This window comes from Vibrio sp. 1CM24A, assembly GCF_023161725.1.
Lineage (GTDB): Bacteria > Pseudomonadota > Gammaproteobacteria > Enterobacterales > Vibrionaceae > Vibrio > Vibrio coralliirubri.
In genome coordinates this window covers 362,906-380,437 of record NZ_JALNTS010000001.1, presented here as the reverse complement: position 1 = coordinate 380,437, position 17,532 = coordinate 362,906, and the positions used below count along the sequence as shown (strand labels likewise).

The window sequence follows — 17,532 nt, the reverse complement described above, 5'->3', positions numbered from 1 at the left end:
GATGCAAACTCTGATGGTTACATTTATTACGCTGGTGGCATTCGCCGCTAATTCAGTATTGTGTCGTTGGGCCTTGATGGAACAAGCGATTGATCCTTTGAGTTTCTCGATCGTGCGTATCTTATCGGGTGCGCTTACTCTTCTTATTTTATTAGCTTTATCTTCCCAATCTAAAGCTAAAAGTGAGTTAGCAAACAACACATCGCTATACACAAAGCTCAAATCACAGTTTCAACTCACATCAATATTGTCACTGCTCGTGTATATGTTTGGTTTTTCGTTTGCTTACTTAGAGCTTGGCGCAGGTCTTGGTGCGCTGGTGTTGTTTGTCGCAGTGCAATTTACGATGATTGCCACGCACTTGTTTTCTGGAAACAGAATGTCACTAATCGAGTGGGGCGGATGTTTGTTATCTGTGGCAGGGCTTGTTTACTTGTTAATGCCAACGGAATCGGCACAGGCACCCGACTTAGTTTCTATCGTCTTGATGTCTCTGGCCGGAATTGGGTGGGGCATTTACACATTGGCAGGGAAGAAATCGTCAAACGCATTGCAATCGACCACCGCTAACTTTGGATTCAGTTCGCTAGTTATCCTTGTGGTATTAAGCTTATTAATTTTGATACCTAATGCGTTAACGCAAGTGTCTATCACTGAGCAAGGTTTGATTTACGCGGTTATATCGGGCTCTGTGGCTTCTGGTGTGGGTTATAGTTTGTGGTATTACGTAGTGAAAAAACTGAATACCGTGGTTGCGTCTATTGCACAGCTTTCTGTTCCAGTTATCGCGACACTTGGTGGCGTATTACTTTTATCTGAACCTGTCACCATGCAATTTATAGTCTCATCAACCGTTATACTTCTTGGGATAAGCTTGGTTCTTGTCGCCCCTAAACTTAAGAAATAAAGAGTTCAATCATTAACTTCTATGGCTAAACCAAACAAGAAACAACCGACCAAGACGGTTCAGATTTTCTGTTCCAAATGCAAAACGCAGCTTTTTAAGTATCGGAAAGGTGGCAAAGGTGCGCTCGTGAAATGTTTTAAGGAGCGTATCGTTGAAGATTTCACGACAGAGCCATGTGTATGCCCTGAATGCGGGATTGAATTTGCGCGAGACACTTTGGTTCGAGGTACGCCAGCCTACAAGTTTGTTGGTGGCAAGGTAACGATGAAATAACCTGTCACGATGAAACGACCAGTCATATTAAAACGAGCAAACAAGGCTGAAACTAAAAATGCCACAGCACGGTTTGTGTGTGGCATTTCAACGTTGCTTTTGATACTCAGAGTAAATAAGTAAGCTTAGTAAGCTTTGATACGCCCTTGAAGCTTAAGAAGTAATAGCGAGACAATTGCGCCCGTGGTATCACACAGCATATCTTTCTGTGCATCCCAAATATCACCTTGTGAGCCAAGGAACGCGATACCTTCATCACCACCTGCAATCTCCGCGTACCACCACTCGATAATTTCATAACCTGCCGCCACACTCATGATCGCAAATAGCGCAAAGAAACATGCCAGTACCGGTTGAGCCAGTTTTTTACGAATTAAGTACTCAGCGAGTGGGTAAGCATAAAGGCCAATTGAGAAATGCGCGACACGATCAAAGTTATTCCGTTCTGAACCTATCATGTTGTTGAACCAATCAAATGGCACTTCTGCGAAGGTATATTTCGCGCCTATCGTATGCAAAATTAGCCAGATAAACATTAAAACGTAAGCTGTCTTAGTGAAGGTGAGCTTTGTTGATAACCACCAGATTCCCACCAATATCGCAAGCGCTGGGACAATTTCGGCAATCCATACCGCTCTTGAAGAGGGAGCAAACGCTGAAAATAGAAACACAATCAGATACAGCGTCGTCAATGACAGTAATGGTCGATTTTGAGCAAGTGGCGTGATTGTCATATCAAGATCTCTCGTCGAAGTTTTTATTAGTGTTACACAATAATGAACAGTGTTCAATTGGGCTTTAATCACCAGTTTTGTTGAAAAGTAGCGTTATCGCCCAGTATCTAGACAAACGGTTGCTAGAGTTTCACAAAAGTTTGATTTACAACAAAGCGATCCTTAAAATCGCTCTATTACTACATAACAAGAAAGAAAGTCATGAAACTGGAAACTGTCGATTACCTTGCTGACGACGCAGCAGAACAATTTGTTCGCTCTCTACGTGAAACTGGTTTTGGTGTTCTTAAGAACCACCCAATCCCGAAAGAGCTTGTTGAGTCAATTTACGAAAACTGGTACCAATTCTTCATCTCTGAAGAAAAAGAGAACTTCCACTTTAATGTTGAAACACAAGATGGATATTTTCCACCTTCAGTGTCTGAAGTTGCTAAGGGCCACACTGTAAAAGACATCAAAGAGTACTTTCACGTTTACCCTTGGGGCCAAATCCCTGAGCAGCTGAAAGAACAGATTCTAGATTACTACCAACGTGCGAATGCTTTTGCTCAAGAGCTGCTAGGTTGGGTTGAAGCTCATGCTCCTAAAGAAGTACAAGAGAAATTCTCTATTGCGTTATCAGAAATGATTAACGGCAGTGAACAGACTCTGCTTCGTGTTCTTCACTACCCACCAATGCAAGGTGATGAAGAGCCAGGTGCAATCCGCGCTGCGGCACACGAAGACATTAACTTACTGACAGTTCTTCCTGCTGCAAACGAACCGGGCCTTCAAGTTAAAGCTCAAAATGACGAGTGGTTAGATGTTCCATGTGATTTCGGTAACATGATCATCAACATCGGTGACATGCTTCAAGAAGCGTCAGGTGGTTACTTCCCATCGACAACTCACCGTGTAATCAACCCATCAGGTGAACGCCAAGAGAAGTCTCGTATCTCTTTGCCTCTATTCCTTCACCCGAAACCAGAAGTAGTGCTATCTGAAAAGTACACAGCAAACGAATACCTAATGGAACGTCTAAGAGAGCTTGGCGTTATCTAGTAAGTTCAATGCTTCGTCCCTAAAACTGGGGTAGATGTGAAAGGTCAGCTAAATTGCTGACCTTTTTTGTATCCGTGCCAAAGAAGAGCGGCTTTATTACTAGGGCGTGTTGATCTTTCGAGCTGATTTTTGCAGCGAGTTGCTGGGTATTTATACAAGGCAGAGGCATCGATGTGTAGCTAGCCTACATGAGAAGCCGATAACGTAGTAGAAATGACCAGCAAACGCTGCCCGAAGGGTTCGGCTAAAAGCGTTTTACTCTTTGTTGAGGGAGATTTGCTTAGAATGACTAGGCTACTTCTCCCTCGCCGCGATTAAAACGCTTTTATCTCGAACAAAATTTAACCGCTAAAGGTCAACACGCCCTAATGGTTGTATTCAACGAAATGGTACTCAGTTTTTGACGATGAAAGGTGCCTTTAAGCCAAGCGTTAGAAAGTTGTTTGTCCTTAAGCTCGACAAATCGTAGAAAATCGCTTTCAATTAAAGAAGATACGCAACGGATGTGAAATAGGTCACTTATAGTATCGACTGTTCTAGAAATCCATTAATTCAGAGAAGCTAACTGAGTCAACTATGTCGAATCATCAAGATGTGAGAGCAAACTTTCATTGCCATATGGAAAACCCATTGCTTTGGCCGATAATGGAAGTGCTTAAGCAAAAGCCAAGCGGATGGAAAGTACACACATTGGCGGCTCACCTGAACGACCTTGGGTTTGTGCCAGTATTAGATGCAGTGCCTGAGAAAGAGTTGTTTAAAAAGAACTTCCTTATCATGAATGCGCTTTATCAGCTTCAAGAAACCTTACACCCTGATGGTTGGCTACAAGTCCAAGCTATGGACATCGAATTGATGAATGGTCGTTATCACGGAAGCAGTCACAGCATCGATCATCAAGACCCACTTCGAGAGTACTATATTAATTGGGTTAACTATGAAGCGGATGAAGGCGAAGTCAAAAGGCTATTGAACGAATTTTGGACTCGGTACAGAAAGTTTGTTGGTGGTGATGAGCTCGATATGGATCGAAGCCGAGCGTTAAACTTGTTTGAGCTACCTTTAGACGCCACTCACCATGAGATTAGAAAGCGTTGGCGGCAACTGGCGTTGAGATGGCACCCAGACAGAGACGAGGGCAACACCGCAAAATTTCAGACGCTCTGTGAAGCATGGCATGTATTAAGAAGCTCATAATCGATAGGCACTTTTAGTTGCCTAGTTGAATGGAACTTTAAAATAGAAAGCCCCACATTGTGAGTGACACTAGTGGGGCTTTCTCGTCATTACGCTATGTGCTGCGGCGACTTAAGTTGTTGGTGCTAGGAGTGATCTTTGCTCTCGCCACTTTTATGTTCAAAGGCATAGTCGAGTACTTTACGGATATAAGGCGCACCGACTTTTGAACCACCGTTACCGTGTTCAATAACCACAGTTGCGACATATTCAGGGTGCTCATACGGTGCGAAAGCCGTGTAAAGCGCGTGGTCAAGTAAATGCCTAGCGAGTTTCTTCGAGTTGTAGACCTGATCTTTCGCAAGATCAAAGACTTGTGCAGTTCCTGATTTACCGCCGCTCGTGTAGTCAGTTCCCTTAAATGCTCGTCTGCCGCTGCCTCGACTACCGTGGTTTACGAGTCGCATCGCGTTGATTGGCACATCCCAAATTCTATCCGGTACTTCGGTGATTGAAGGCATTGGCTCCGGTTCGACAAGTTGTTGTGTACTGAAATCTTCGCCGTGATCTAAGGTGGCTCTCAAGATATGAGGGGGCATCACCTTACCATGATTAACCAATACTGACGTTGCTTTAGCAAGTTGCATAGGTGTCGATGTCCAATAACCTTGGCCAATACCAATCGGAACTGTGTCACCCTGATACCAAGGGGTGCGATAACGCATCATCTTCCATTCTCGAGTCGGCATGTTGGCGGTACTTTCTTCATAGATATCAATGCCTGTCGGTTCACCAAACCCGAATCGGTTCATCCAACTTGAAATTCGGTCAATACCTAAATCAAAAGCAGTTTGATAGAAGAATGAATCTACCGACTCTTCAATGGCTTGAGTGACATCGACAGGTCCGTGCCCCCAACGTTTCCAGTCTCGCCACGATTTAGAGTTTCGTTTAGAGCCAGGAATTCTCCAAACACCGTGGTCGTTACGAATGGTATCTTCAGAGATGACATGTTCTTGCAGTCCTGCCACAGCCATAAATGGTTTAACGGTTGATGCAGGTGGATAAACACCTAAAGTGGTGCGGTTGACCAACGGGTGAGCAGGATCATTCAATAAGCGTTGATAGTTCTTACTCGAAATGCCGTCGACAAATAGGTTAGGGTCGTAACTCGGGCTGGATGCCATTGCCAGCACGCTGTTGTCTTTCGGATCGAGAATAACCGCGCTTCCAGTTCTGTGATCAAGTTGCTCAAAGACGTATTTTTGCAGCTCAAGGTCGATATTTAACACGATATCTTTGCCAGCTACAGGCGGCACGTACTCAATGGTTCGGACTATTCGGCCACGGCTGTTTACTTCGACTTCTTGATAACCTTTGGTGCCGTGCAGGATATCTTCGTAATAACGTTCAACGCCGAGCTTACCTATGATTGTTGTAGCTTGATAATTCGCTTCTATCCCTTGTTCTTCAAGCTTTCTGAGATCGCTATCATTGATGTGCGCCACGTAACCAAGAACATGGGTAAGCACTTCACCATTCGGGTAAAAACGCTTTAAGCTGGTATCGATAGATAAGCCGGGGAACTGGTACTGGTGCACGGAGAACTTAGCAATCTCTTCTTCCGTTAAGTTCTCTAGAATAGTTACAGATTTAAAACGGCGGGTGTTGTGATAGCGTTTTTTGAAACGCGCGATCTGCTCAGCATCACGGGGGACATATTTGTCGAGCTTGGCGAGCATTGCATCGACATCATCGGTTTGCTCTGGAATCATGGTCAGATCAAAGACAAGCTTGTTCTCTGCAAGCAACACGCCGTTACGGTCGTAAATAAGTCCACGAGTAGGGGCGATAGGTAATACTTTGATTCTGTTGCCATCGGCACGAGTTTGATAGCTTTTAAAGTTATCAACTTGAAGTCGGTATAGATTACCGACTAAGACAAGAGTGAACATCAAGATCCCACAAAACGCGACGATTACGCGGTTTTTGAATAGGTTCACTTCGATTTTATGGTCACGCATCTTAACGCGTTTATGATTCATTGAAGCCTCAAGGTTTTGTTACATTTGGTTACACCTGTCGAATCGGGACTTTATCTGAATATCACTAGGGTTTTGTAAAAGCTATGTCATGATTTTTGGGATCGACAGTATTAGATGGCAGTAAACAGCGCCTATAGTTTTCTTATTGCACAAGATGATAAGTAATTGATGTAAAGATTGGTTTTATGAATTTCTAAAGTTCAAGAGTTTTGACGACACTAGAGGTTAGGTGATTAGAGATTAGATAAATTTACGGCCCTCAGAATGAGAGCCGTAGAAGGTTAACTTGCTTATTTAGTGGCTTAGAAGCTTTAGTAAACTAGAAGCTTAGAACTTCAAAAGCCTAGAAGCACAATAATTCCGATATTTAACGAAATCAGTTCGAAGGCTTGAACTGAGATTTACGCATACGGTTCAGAGCAGCCATCACATCTAATGTTCTTGGTTTCGCTAGGTCACCGTAGTTAGGCATGTTAGCGTGCCATTCATTTTCTAAAATAGCGTTAAACTCTTTAGCAGGGTTGTTTGACCAACCTGGAGTTTGTGCGAATTGGAACCAAGCCCAACCGATCGCGTTCACTTCAGACGGCGACTCTAATTGCTCAAGTGCAGAAAGGTCTGCGAACTCTTTACCAAAACGCAGTGACTCTTTGCCTTTAGCATTAACACGGAATTTACCGTCAGTCAGAATGTTCATGAGTGAAGCACGGTTCAATGAACGTGGTACAAACGTTTCTAAAGCAGTTTCACATTCGTTAGTACGCTGAGTAGGGTGCTGAGCAATCACGTCTTTTGCTTTTTCAGTCACATCTACCGCTTGGTAGTCGTGCATTTGAATCACAGTGTTCGCGACATCTAGGTAATCACCAGAACCGCCCATTACAACAATGGTAGAGATGTCCATCTCTTCACGAAGCTGACCAATGCGGTCGACAAGTGGTGTGATTGGCTCATCGCCTTTTGACACTAGTGCTTGCATACGCTCGTCACGAATCATGAAGTTAGTCGCTGACGTATCTTCATCGATAAGTAGAGTTTGAACGCCGGCTTCAATCGATTCTTGTAACCAAGCCGCTTGAGACGTAGAGCCTGACGCATCTTGTGTGCTGAAGTCAGATGTGTCTTTCTGCATTGGTAAATGGTTGATGTAGTTTGACAGGTTCAAGCTGTGCACACATCGCCCATCTTCAGCACGGATCTTCATCGTATCAATCGCAGTTACGATGCCTTCGCGACCGTCACCAGGAATATGGTTGTAGATAGAACGTTCAACGGCGTTCAACAGTGTCGATTTACCATGGAAACCACCACCAACGATCAGCGTAATGCCTTTTGGAATGCCTAGGCCAGTCACGTCACCTTGGTTTGGAGTGTTTAAAGTAACACTCAATGATTCTGGAGCCGCGAAAGGTACCGCGTCTTTCATCGGAAGGTCGCAGTTACCCGCGATACGAGGTAACACACTGCCATTTGCAACGAACGCCGCTAGGTTGTTTTCATCCAATTGAGCACGCAGCGCTTCTTGGTCTTCAATCGTTTCACAATGTTTGATCATTGCATCGATGTTTAACTCACGCGCAAGCGTCGCGCGACGAATAAATTTCGGTAAGTAGAAAGTGATGATGTTGTTCGCTTTCTTAGCAAGAATGCTACGACCATCAGCTGGTAGATTAATACGGAAACGAATTTCGATGCCGTGGTCTGTGAATACAACAGCTGTGTTGTCTAATACGGTTTGACCCGTCAGCGCGATAGAAACGGTCGATTCTTGTTTCGCGAACTCAGAGAAGCTACGTGCGATAAAGTCACGTGCGGCTACTTGGTATTCGTAAGATTTTTCTTTCAGCCAATCTAACCCGGTCAAAGACCACGCGCGCGTTGCACGAAAACGAGAAGCTGACGCGTATGGGTCACCTTGGATGTGGTCGATGTGTAATTCAAAATCAGCAAAGTCGTATTGACCTTTAATTTGTTGATATGCACGGTAGTTTTGTTTTTCGAGCTTTTTAAGCTTTGCAGTCAACTGATCCATAACGAGGAATGCCTATATAAGGGGAAAGATAAAAACAGAAAGGCGGCGATTATAAAAATCACCACCTTTAGAGTAAAGAGAAAGTAGGCCTAAATCCAAAACTAACTGCTCTTTTTCGCTTTAAGCGTAACGAGTTGACCCCAAATAGTTTTGATTGATTAAGCTGTGTTCGAATTCTTGGCTCGGCATTGGCTTTCCGTAAAGGTAACCTTGGCCCACATCGCAGCCCTCATTAATAATAAATTGCTCCTGAACCTCAGATTCTATGCCTTCAATCGTCACTTTTAGGTCGAGCTTTTTGGCAATTTGGACAATAGAGCGAACAATTTCCGAGTCTTCGTGTGAGTTAAGCATTTGGTCGATGAAGCTCTTATCAATCTTAATAGTATCGAATGGGAATTTCTTCAGGTAACTGAAAGAGGCGTAGCCCGTACCGAAGTCATCCAGTGACAATGTAACGCCAATGTCGTGCAAAGATTCCAAGGTATTCTTGGCAACCACTTCATCAGCAATCAGGCCGCTCTCTGTGACTTCAAGTTCTAAGAAACGAGGCTCTAGGTGATAGGTTTCGAGTAGGTGAACCACTTGTTCCGCAAAGTGTATGTTCTTAAGTTGAATCGCAGACACATTGACGGCCATTTTAAAATCGTCGACGTATTCGGACCACTCTTTAGCTTTTTCAATCGCATTGCGCAAAACAAAGCTGCCCACTTCGAAAATCAAACCGTTTTGTTCAGCCATGTGGATCAGGGTTTCGTTAGATATGTCGCCCAAAACAGGATGTCGCCAACGAAGCAAAGCTTCTGCACCAACCCAACGATGCGTCAACGGACAAACTTTGGGTTGAAAGTAGAGCATAAGGTCATCATTACGAACTGCTTGAAGCAAGTAGCCTTCAATCTTATTGATGTGGGTTTGTTCTTCGGTATGAGATTGAGAGTAGTAAGCGAACTTTTGTCCTGAATCTTTACACGCTAACATCGCTTCAGAAGATTTCTGCAGAATGCTTTCCGCGTCATCTTCGTCGTTCGTAATTGCAATCCCAATAAACGCGTGCAAATGCACTTTGTCACTTTCTATCTCGAATTCTGAATGGCCAACTTTAACAAGCGTCTGGCAAAGCTCTTCAAGGCGATGGTGCAAATCTTTAACGCTAAACGCCAGCACGAGATCAACCGAAGTAGGGCGTGCAGTTAATACATCGATATCAGAAATACTGTCGATGCGTTTTCGGTATTCAACAAGCACTTGGTCTAACGCATTATAGCCGTATCGAGCCTGAATGCGTCTGCCGTTGGTAAAACCAATATGAACGACGGCAAATGAGCTGTCTGTCAGCCTTCGCTGTGACAGTAGCTTGTGGTTTAAGCGAGATTCAAATGCGTTTCGGTTTAAAAAGCCCGTACCGAGATCATGATTCTTTTGGAAATTGATCTTTTGCTCTGCTGCTTTTCGCTTATCAATCTCTTGATTTAATGAATAATTAAGACTCGCAAGATCTTTAGTCCGAGTGTAAACACGGTTTTTTAAGTCTCTATTCATTTGAGTGAGCTTAGCATGCTGAAACAGGGTTTTAAGCTGAGATTCTATCGAGGTGCGAAAGCTCTGTAAAAGCTTGATATAGGTAGGGGTGTAGTGGTTTTCTTTCGAGTCTAAAATGCAGATAGTGCCAAATAATTCACCATTTGGCCAAAGCAGCGGAATGCCACAATAAGAGACTAAACCGAGCTTTATGTCTGGGTTATTTTCCCAAGCAGGATCGGCCAGGGCATTAGGCACAACAAGTTGTTGTTGGGACTCCATGACTGTTTCACAATAAAGCCCATTGCCTAAGGTTTCAGAATCGCCTTTGTTGTATGGGTTGTTTTTACTGCGACTAGTAGAGAATACTTCAATGTAGTTGGCGTGAACACGCATGATGAGCGCGGCAGGCACTTGAGTGATTTGAGCTAAAAGGTCAACAATGTTCTGCCAACCGGACTCCATATCGTCTGGAATATCTAAGTCTATCGTTTTTATTTTCTTCATATGACTCCGAGTCAATTATGCTAAATGCATCAACACATCCTGTGTTAATTATGATGAACCAAATAAACTATGAACCTTACGTTTAGTAAGTATAAGAAATGTTGCACGAAAAAACCTCCGCAATTATGCAGAGGTTTTCAAATGTGAATCCGGGTCTCAGTAATGAGATAATTTTCGATTAAGGCTTTAACTTTATAAAATCTTCTGTATTAAGTTTTTGGCTATAATCTACCGATGGTTGAGCAAACCCATTTAATTGAAGAAATTCCTCTTTAAACCCTTGGTAATCCCCTAAGGTTTGGAAGTTATTTTCGTCCATCTGTTCTAGTAGCTCAGTCACGTGTGCTTGGATTTCTGGGTCTAGTTCCCAGTCATCCATACGGATCAATCGCTCGCCATCAAGCGGTACTTTTGATTGACCATAGAGTTTACTGCTAAACAAACGCTGCATTTGTTGGATACAACCTTCGTGGGTCTCTTTCTCTTTCATCACTTTATACAAAGCAAGTAAGTAAGGGCTGAGTCCCGGAATGAAAACGCTCGCTTTAGTGACTAGGGCTTTACAGACGGTCGCGTAAGCGTTGCCATCAAAGTTAGCTAACTCTAGGTTAAGAGCGTGGCTGGTTTGGTGAAGGTCGATCTTAGCGCGTCCCAATGTACCGTCTAAATAAATAGGGTGTGTGACTTCTGGACCCACATAAGAAAACGCGATTGTCTTACAACCCGGAGCAATAGATTCAGCGTTGATAAGCTCATCTATCCATTGTTCCCAATCTTCGCCGCCCATCACTTTGAGTGTGCTTTCGGCTTCTTCTTCCGTCGCAGCATCAAGTGTGTTGGTCACCCAATTGTCGTGTTCCAGAGAAATGGTCGCGCCAGTCACGCTTTCACCAATAGGTTTGATGGCAGAGCGCCAAAACTCATCGGAATCTGGTTTAGGACGAACGCCTGCAGCTAAGCTATAGATAATCAGATCTACTTCACCTTCGAAGTAGGTTTCGATGGCTTCGACAACTTGTAAACGTGTTTCTTGCGAAAATGCGTCGCCAACGATGTTGATAGCAGTGCGTTGCTCTCGTTCGGCTTCTTTTTTGAAGTAGATGTTGTTGTACCAACCAGCACTACCTAGGGATTTTTCGTTTGGACCGCGCTCGAATGAGACGCCGATAGTGTCAGCTTTTGCGCCGCCAAAGGTAAGGGCAATACGAGCGGCAAGGCCAAAGCCTGAGGAAGCGCCGATAATCAGTACTCGTTTAGGGCCATCTTTGATTTGCGGCGCACTCTTAACAAACTTGATTTGTTGCTTTACGGCTTCTTGACAGCCAAGAGGGTGAGCGCTTTTGGCTACCACACCCTTGATAACAGGTTCGATCAGCATAAATAACCTTACAGTTAACGGTGATATGCACTCAGGCTAACGTAAAGCTGTGTAAAATTTATTGAGCTAGACCATTAAAACTTAAAGATACTGATATAATTCTTCGGCGACGAATTCAGCAATCCAAGGTTGAGCTTCTGGTTTTGGATGCAGTCCATCGTTCATCATCCACTCAGGTTTGAGGATGATATGCTCTAGGAAAAACGGCAAAAGTGGCACGTTTTGTTGATCAGCAAGCGCTGCAAAAACGTATTCAAACTGTTGGTTATAACGCTTACCGTAATTCGGTGGGATTTTAATCTGCATCATTATAGGTTTGGCGCCCGCAGCTTTTATCTGCTCAATGATTTGATCAAGATTCGCAGACATCAGCTTAGGTGGGAAACCACGAAGTCCATCATTCGCACCAAGTTCGATAAGAACGGTGTCTGGAGCATGTTCTTCAAGCAATTGTGGTAAGCGAGCTAAACCATTGCCCGTTGTATCACCAGAAATACTTCCGTTAACCACGGTTACCGTTTTGTCATGCTTTGCTAACGCGTCTGGTAACAGGCTTGGCCAACTCTGTTTGATGTCCATGTTGTAACCAGCACTCAAGCTATCACCAAGGACCAGCAACTTAGAATCTAAGTCGGTATCTTGAGCCAAAGAAGCGGTTGAAAATAAAATAAAGAATAAAAAGGAAATTAGTCGAGTCATGCATACATCCATCATTAAAGCAGAAGCTGTTTCGAAGACAGTGTCTACTAATCAAGAACATTTAACAATCCTAGAGCACGTCGATATCGATATTCGTGAAGGCGAAACTGTCGCGATTGTCGGCACGTCTGGCGCGGGTAAGTCGACCTTAATGACGCTGCTTGCTGGTCTTGATGTACCAACGAAAGGCGAAATCAGTTTATTAGGGCAGCCACTTTCACAGCTTGATGATGAGGCAAGGGCTAAGATCCGCAGTGAATCGGTAGGGTTTGTATTTCAAAGCTTCTTATTAATTCCAAGCCTTTCTGCGCTGCAAAATGTCACGTTGCCTTGTTTGTTGAAGGGAGAAGACGAAGACATCGAACGCGCGACGGCTCTGCTTGAATCAGTAGGCTTGAAAGACAGGCTTGACCACTTGCCGTCGCAGCTATCTGGTGGTGAGCAACAAAGAGTCGCGTTGGCGCGCGCATTTATGATTAAGCCAAAAATTCTTTTTGCCGATGAACCCACAGGCAATCTAGACCAACAAACTGCTGCCAAAATTGTCGAGTTGTTGTTTGAATTGAACTCATCCCACGGCACAACGTTAGTTTTGGTGACACACGATCCTAAGCTTGCACAACGTTGCCAAAGAACACTTAAGATGCATGTCGGTCAGATAGAGGAAGTCTAAATTGAATTCATCAAACGGACTGAATAAACGCCTGTTTTCATGGAGTATCGAAGAGATTCGACACGGTCAGTTGTGGCCAGTTTCAATCGCTTTAACGCTTATTATTGCTTGTGTATTTGCATTGTCGGCGTTGGCCGAACGTATGGAGCAGGTAATTGTTAAGCAGGGCAAAGATGCGCTTACTGCCGATAGCGTGTTTATCTCAGCAAACCCAATTCCGCAATCCTTGTTAGACCTTACTCAAGTTGAACAATTAGAAAGCTCTCAGTTGACTCGTTTTTCAACCATGGCATTCAGTGACAACTCAATGCAGTTAGTGACGGTGAAAGCAGTTGAAAGTAATTACCCATTACGCGGTGAAATGATCTTAGAGGGCGCAGATAAAGCATCAAGTAACCATGTTGAGCCGGGTGAACTTTGGCTAGACGAGCGTATATTTGCACAGTTAGAGGTTGAAGTTGGTGACATTGTCACTATTGGCGATGCCAATTTAGCGATAACTGGACGAATCACTCAAGAACCAGGCTTAAGCTTTAACCCGTTCCAACAGATGCCAGCCGTGCTGATTCATACAAGTGATATCGATGCCACGGGAGCGATTCAACCGGGCAGTCGTGTTAGTTTTAGGCTGTTTCTTAACGGTGATGATACAAAACTGCAAGCCGCGCAAGACAGCGTAGAATTAACACCAAGCGATCGCTGGCGTACTCAAGATTCTGCGAGCCGTACTAACGACATGTTCGAAAGCACGACTCAATATCTTTCTTTAACTGTGGCTATTGTTGTGATCATGGCTGCGACCACTTTGGTACTCACTTGCCAACATTATGTTGCGAGTCGCCGTAAAACCATCGCGATGCTTAAGAGTTTAGGTGCAAGCAAGCAGTGGATCGTTAAATGGTTGTCTGTACAGGTATCTCTGTTAGTGGTTATCGGTGCAGTACTGGGAATAACCATCGGTATCGGCTTGGAGTTTTTGCTTCGTATACCTTTGGGCGACTTATTACCAACGCCACTTCCTAGTTATGGTATTGAACCTGCTATCTTGGCGATTTTATCAAGCATCTTAATTGGTGTACCTGCTCTTGGTATCCCGCTAATTGGCTTGGTTAACACCTCGGCAATTAGCGTTATTCAATCAAGTCACCAGTCCAATGAAAGTTACAATAAATACCTTTTGTTACTAGTACCTATTATTCCAATGATGTTGATGTATGGCGACAATCTATTGGTGTGGATAGTTCTAGCGGGTATCGCTTGCCTATTCTTAGTGCTTGCGATTGTCAGTACGTTTGTTCTGCGTTTAGTCGGTAAGCTGCCAACATCGACATCAATGCGTTTGGCATTAAGCCGAATTAATCGCACACCTTTAGCAACTGGGATTCAATTTGGCTCTTTAGCGCTTTCACTGATGTTGCTGTCTATCATCTGGTTGGTAAGAAGTGATTTACTGTCAGATTGGCAGCAAACCTTACCAGAGAACGCACCAAATGCGTTTGCACTTAACATTGCAAGCTATGAAAAAGACAGTTATCTCGAGACGATTGATGCAAACGAAGTAGAGCGTACTCAAGCGTTTCCAATTATCCGAGGAAGACTGACGACGATAAACGGTGTTGAAGCATCGGAATACAGCGATACCTCTGGCGAAACAGACGCATTAAGCCGAGAGATCAACTTCACTTGGGGAGATACCTTACCTGAGTACAATGAAGTGTTAGAAGGCAGTTGGACACAAGAGCAGGGCGTATCTGTGGAATCGGATGTCGCGGAGCAACTTGACCTAAAGATTGGCGATGAGCTTTCATTCACAATCAACAGCCAGAATGTCTCGGCCAAGGTGAATAGCATCCGCAAAGTAGAGTGGCGTGAAATGAAGCCGAACTTCTACTTCATCTTTACTCCAGATGTCTTGAGTTCAATTCCTTCTACTTGGCTCGTGAGCTTCAGGTTAGAAGAACAACACAATCAGATGCTCAACGAACTCTCTCGAAATCACCCAACCGTGAGTTTGATGGATATTCGCAAGATGGGTAGCAAGATCCAAGAGCTGCTCAAACAGATTGTTTGGTCGATAACGGTACTTGCGGCGTTAGGTGTGGTGGCGGGGCTGTTGCTTATCTTCACTCTATTGCGACTAAGCTTATCTCAAAGACAACAAGAGATACGCTTGTATCGAACATTAGGCGCGAGTAGGAAGCGAATTCTCAATACTATTTGGTGCGAGTACGGGTTAATGGCGTTAGTCGCAGGCTCAATTGCAGCGCTCGGTTCTGAGCTGAGCGTGGCAGGCGTTATGAACTTTGGCTTCGAGTTACAACCTTCACTTCACCCGATGCTGTGGATAGCGCTACCCGTGCTAACGTTCATCACATTGGCCGCGGTAGTGAATAGCTTAATTAAGCGTTTGTTGGCACCAGTAAACAAGGATTTTGGCTAGTCGCTAGCGAGATCTAGCCAAGCGCTTAAAACGGTCTAAAAGTGAGATTATTTATACTTAGTCATGCACTATTTATAATACGTCGCTTTAGACCGTTTTTTATTTGACCAACCGGTAGCATAAGTAAAAAATATCGCACCTTATATTCCACTCTTTTTAGCATTTTTTAAAACTAATTGCCCAATAATGCCGATTTAATGAACAGCGGTTAGTCCCTGTAAACAAAGGGTTTGCGCAACTTAGCAAGCACGTTATCAACAGTTATCCACAAAAACGGTGGATAACTTTAGGGATAAGTTAACCGCTATGTTTTAAGAGTACTGAGGCAGCCTTTATGTGGCGTCACTTAGGACAAATTTGACTGTTAGAATAACCTTTAAAACTCTATCTGGAGTTATTGAGTCAAGAGATTATTTATATTTTTTACATAGATATTAAATCCCGCCTATCTAAGACCTTGATAAAAATGTGTTTTAATTCATCGCAGAACAAAAGTAGAATAGATGCAGTTAATCTTATTCTACAGAACACGATGAACCACAACAAAACGGATACAAATCAACCTTCTATTGCCATTGTTGGTGGTGGTATTGCCGGAACAACGAGCGCGATTCACTTTAGTGAGTTGGGTTTCAAGGTCACTATCTTAGAAAAAGGGCCGAGTTTGGTTAATGGCCCACCAATTTGCCACCTGCACGCTGGCGGCAATTTGTATCGAGATATTTCTGTAGAGCAGTGTCTTCAGTTGCTCTCGCAGTCAATTGATACCGTCCGCTTATATCCCCATACGATCAATATTCGCCCGACAATCATCGCCGTTCCACACAGTGATGGTGGAGAGCCATTAGATCTTCTTCCTCGTCTCAAGATAATCAAAAGCGCTTATGTCGATCTTGTTAAACAAGATAAAAGCAACCAAGTGCTTGGTGATCCGGAAGAGTATTACAAGCTGTACAGCAAAGAAGATTTGTTAGCACTTTCTGCGAAAACACAGCCTCTGAAACCAACATCGCTTGATGATTGGTGCATTCCTTTTGCCAAACATACGGATTTAGAGACTCTTAAGTATCCTGTTGCGATGGTCCAAGAGTATGGTTGGAGCGTATTCCGACTTTCTGCAACCGCTCAACTCTCTTTGGGGCAACAAGCTAACTGTACCGTGTTAACCAACAGTCGATTACGATCTGTTGAGTCGACAGGTCAAGGTTGGTCTTTGACTTATACCGATGCCGAAAACCAAAGCTGCCAACTAACGACCGATTACTTGATTAATGCGAGTGGGTTTGAAACGGGTATCGTGGACGACTTTGTTGGCTCTAAGCAGCAAAGACTTGTTGAATTTAAAGCTGCATACGTTACAGAGTGGCCGTATTCGCAAGAATGTAAGGAAGAGTGGCCAGAGGTTATCTTCCATGGCCCGAGAGGCACACCGCAAGGCATGGCGCAATTAACGCCGTATGCTGATGGTGTGTTCCAACTTCACGGTATGACAGAAGGGATTACTCTGTTTGAGGGTGGGCTTGTTTCATCTTCAACAGACTCGTCACAGCCACAGTTGCCTTCGAAGCTGCTTAAGAAAATCGTATCGGGTTGGAGTGAAGAGCAGCTTGAATTAAGAACTCGCGCGGCAATAACGCATATGTCTCAGTTCATCCCAAGTTTCAGTTCTGCACTGGTTGGTGGTAAGCCTTTGTTTGGTGCACAACAGATTCCGGGAACCGATCCAAGCTTAAGAGCTTCAGACGTTTCATTCTGTGGTGAACGCTATGCTCGACTTGAAGTCGTGAAAGCATCTTCAACATTAGAAGCGGCACAAAAGGTCGCTGAGCAATGGTTTGATGTATCAGAGGCGGTATCTATTGAAGATACGCACTCAGTGACAGTGTCACTTAATCTGAATGATATTGAAAACAGAGCGATAGATTTGACACAAGAACGTGGATACCCAGAAGCGCTTGCAAAGGTGTCAGGTCAAGATCACGCTTAATAGCTTATAATTAGCCGATCATCATCGACTGCGCTTAACTTCTTCAATTCGGCTTACTGTAATAGGTAAGCCGAATCTTCATTCAAACGCCAACTTACATACCGAAACTCATCCAAACT

The 17,532-nt window shown here is 43.9% G+C and carries 13 protein-coding genes; 7 read left to right on the top strand and 6 right to left on the bottom strand.

Annotation, left to right across the window (positions count from 1 at the left end; genetic code table 11):
- The first annotated feature begins 1 nt into the window (after position 1).
- Complete coding sequence (locus MSG38_RS01660) at positions 2-907, top strand: DMT family transporter (protein ID WP_248400826.1); 906 nt, start codon at positions 2-4, stop codon at positions 905-907.
- 21 nt (positions 908-928) lie between these two features.
- Positions 929-1,180, top strand: a complete 252-nt coding sequence (locus MSG38_RS01655) for a hypothetical protein (protein ID WP_248400825.1) — start codon at positions 929-931, stop codon at positions 1,178-1,180.
- A 125-nt stretch (positions 1,181-1,305) separates the two neighbouring features.
- Here the strand turns inward: MSG38_RS01655 and MSG38_RS01650 are convergent, their stop codons facing one another.
- The gene (locus MSG38_RS01650) at positions 1,306-1,914 is read right to left on the bottom strand and encodes a DUF2238 domain-containing protein (protein ID WP_248400824.1); all 609 of its coding nucleotides are present in this window, start codon (positions 1,912-1,914) and stop codon (positions 1,306-1,308) included.
- 201 nt (positions 1,915-2,115) lie between these two features.
- On the opposite strand from MSG38_RS01650, the gene MSG38_RS01645 reads away from it, so the two are divergent.
- Entirely contained in the window at positions 2,116-2,955 is an 840-nt protein-coding gene (locus MSG38_RS01645) for a 2OG-Fe(II) oxygenase family protein (RefSeq protein WP_004730947.1), read from the top strand.
- Between the two features lie 576 nt (positions 2,956-3,531).
- Entirely contained in the window at positions 3,532-4,152 is a 621-nt protein-coding gene (locus MSG38_RS01640) for a DNA-J related domain-containing protein (RefSeq protein ID WP_048612688.1), read from the top strand.
- Between the two features lie 125 nt (positions 4,153-4,277).
- Here MSG38_RS01640 and mrdA read toward each other — a convergent pair whose 3' ends face one another.
- The 5 genes from mrdA to MSG38_RS01615 form a co-directional block, all read right to left on the bottom strand.
- Entirely contained in the window at positions 4,278-6,176 is a 1,899-nt protein-coding gene (gene mrdA, locus MSG38_RS01635) for a penicillin-binding protein 2 (RefSeq protein ID WP_248400823.1), read from the bottom strand.
- Positions 6,177-6,552: 376 nt separating this feature from the next.
- Positions 6,553-8,208 (bottom strand): ABC-ATPase domain-containing protein, encoded by a 1,656-nt coding sequence (locus MSG38_RS01630; RefSeq protein WP_248400822.1) that lies wholly within the window; start codon positions 8,206-8,208, stop codon positions 6,553-6,555.
- Between the two features lie 120 nt (positions 8,209-8,328).
- Positions 8,329-10,236 (bottom strand): GGDEF and EAL domain-containing protein, encoded by a 1,908-nt coding sequence (locus MSG38_RS01625; protein ID WP_248400821.1) that lies wholly within the window; start codon positions 10,234-10,236, stop codon positions 8,329-8,331.
- A gap of 178 nt (positions 10,237-10,414) precedes the next feature.
- Complete coding sequence (fabV, locus tag MSG38_RS01620) at positions 10,415-11,614, bottom strand: enoyl-ACP reductase FabV (RefSeq protein WP_248400820.1); 1,200 nt, start codon at positions 11,612-11,614, stop codon at positions 10,415-10,417.
- Between the two features lie 81 nt (positions 11,615-11,695).
- Entirely contained in the window at positions 11,696-12,313 is a 618-nt protein-coding gene (locus MSG38_RS01615; RefSeq protein WP_048608336.1) for an arylesterase, read from the bottom strand.
- Here MSG38_RS01615 and MSG38_RS01610 point away from each other — a divergent pair.
- From MSG38_RS01610 to MSG38_RS01600, 3 genes are all read left to right on the top strand, one after another.
- Complete coding sequence (locus tag MSG38_RS01610; protein WP_004730959.1) at positions 12,312-12,986, top strand: ABC transporter ATP-binding protein; 675 nt, start codon at positions 12,312-12,314, stop codon at positions 12,984-12,986. The genes MSG38_RS01615 and MSG38_RS01610 overlap by 2 nt on opposite strands.
- 1 nt (position 12,987) lies before the next feature.
- A complete protein-coding gene (locus MSG38_RS01605; RefSeq protein ID WP_248400819.1) occupies positions 12,988-15,426 on the top strand; it encodes an ABC transporter permease in 2,439 nt (812 codons plus the stop codon).
- Positions 15,427-15,958: 532 nt separating this feature from the next.
- Positions 15,959-17,413, top strand: a complete 1,455-nt coding sequence (locus MSG38_RS01600) for an FAD-dependent oxidoreductase (protein WP_050650402.1) — start codon at positions 15,959-15,961, stop codon at positions 17,411-17,413.
- The last annotated feature ends 119 nt before the right edge of the window (positions 17,414-17,532 follow it).

Coding starts and splice junctions, on each gene's coding strand:
- MSG38_RS01660 (WP_248400826.1), top strand. CDS start 2: ATGCAAACTCTGATGGTTACATTTATTACGCTGGTGGCATTCGCCGCT.
- MSG38_RS01655 (WP_248400825.1), top strand. CDS start 929: ATGGCTAAACCAAACAAGAAACAACCGACCAAGACGGTTCAGATTTTC.
- MSG38_RS01650 (WP_248400824.1), bottom strand. CDS start 1,914: ATGACAATCACGCCACTTGCTCAAAATCGACCATTACTGTCATTGACG.
- MSG38_RS01645 (WP_004730947.1), top strand. CDS start 2,116: ATGAAACTGGAAACTGTCGATTACCTTGCTGACGACGCAGCAGAACAA.
- MSG38_RS01640 (WP_048612688.1), top strand. CDS start 3,532: ATGTCGAATCATCAAGATGTGAGAGCAAACTTTCATTGCCATATGGAA.
- mrdA (WP_248400823.1), bottom strand. CDS start 6,176: ATGAATCATAAACGCGTTAAGATGCGTGACCATAAAATCGAAGTGAAC.
- MSG38_RS01630 (WP_248400822.1), bottom strand. CDS start 8,208: ATGGATCAGTTGACTGCAAAGCTTAAAAAGCTCGAAAAACAAAACTAC.
- MSG38_RS01625 (WP_248400821.1), bottom strand. CDS start 10,236: ATGAAGAAAATAAAAACGATAGACTTAGATATTCCAGACGATATGGAG.
- fabV (WP_248400820.1), bottom strand. CDS start 11,614: ATGCTGATCGAACCTGTTATCAAGGGTGTGGTAGCCAAAAGCGCTCAC.
- MSG38_RS01610 (WP_004730959.1), top strand. CDS start 12,312: ATGCATACATCCATCATTAAAGCAGAAGCTGTTTCGAAGACAGTGTCT.
- MSG38_RS01615 (WP_048608336.1), bottom strand. CDS start 12,313: ATGACTCGACTAATTTCCTTTTTATTCTTTATTTTATTTTCAACCGCT.
- MSG38_RS01600 (WP_050650402.1), top strand. CDS start 15,959: ATGAACCACAACAAAACGGATACAAATCAACCTTCTATTGCCATTGTT.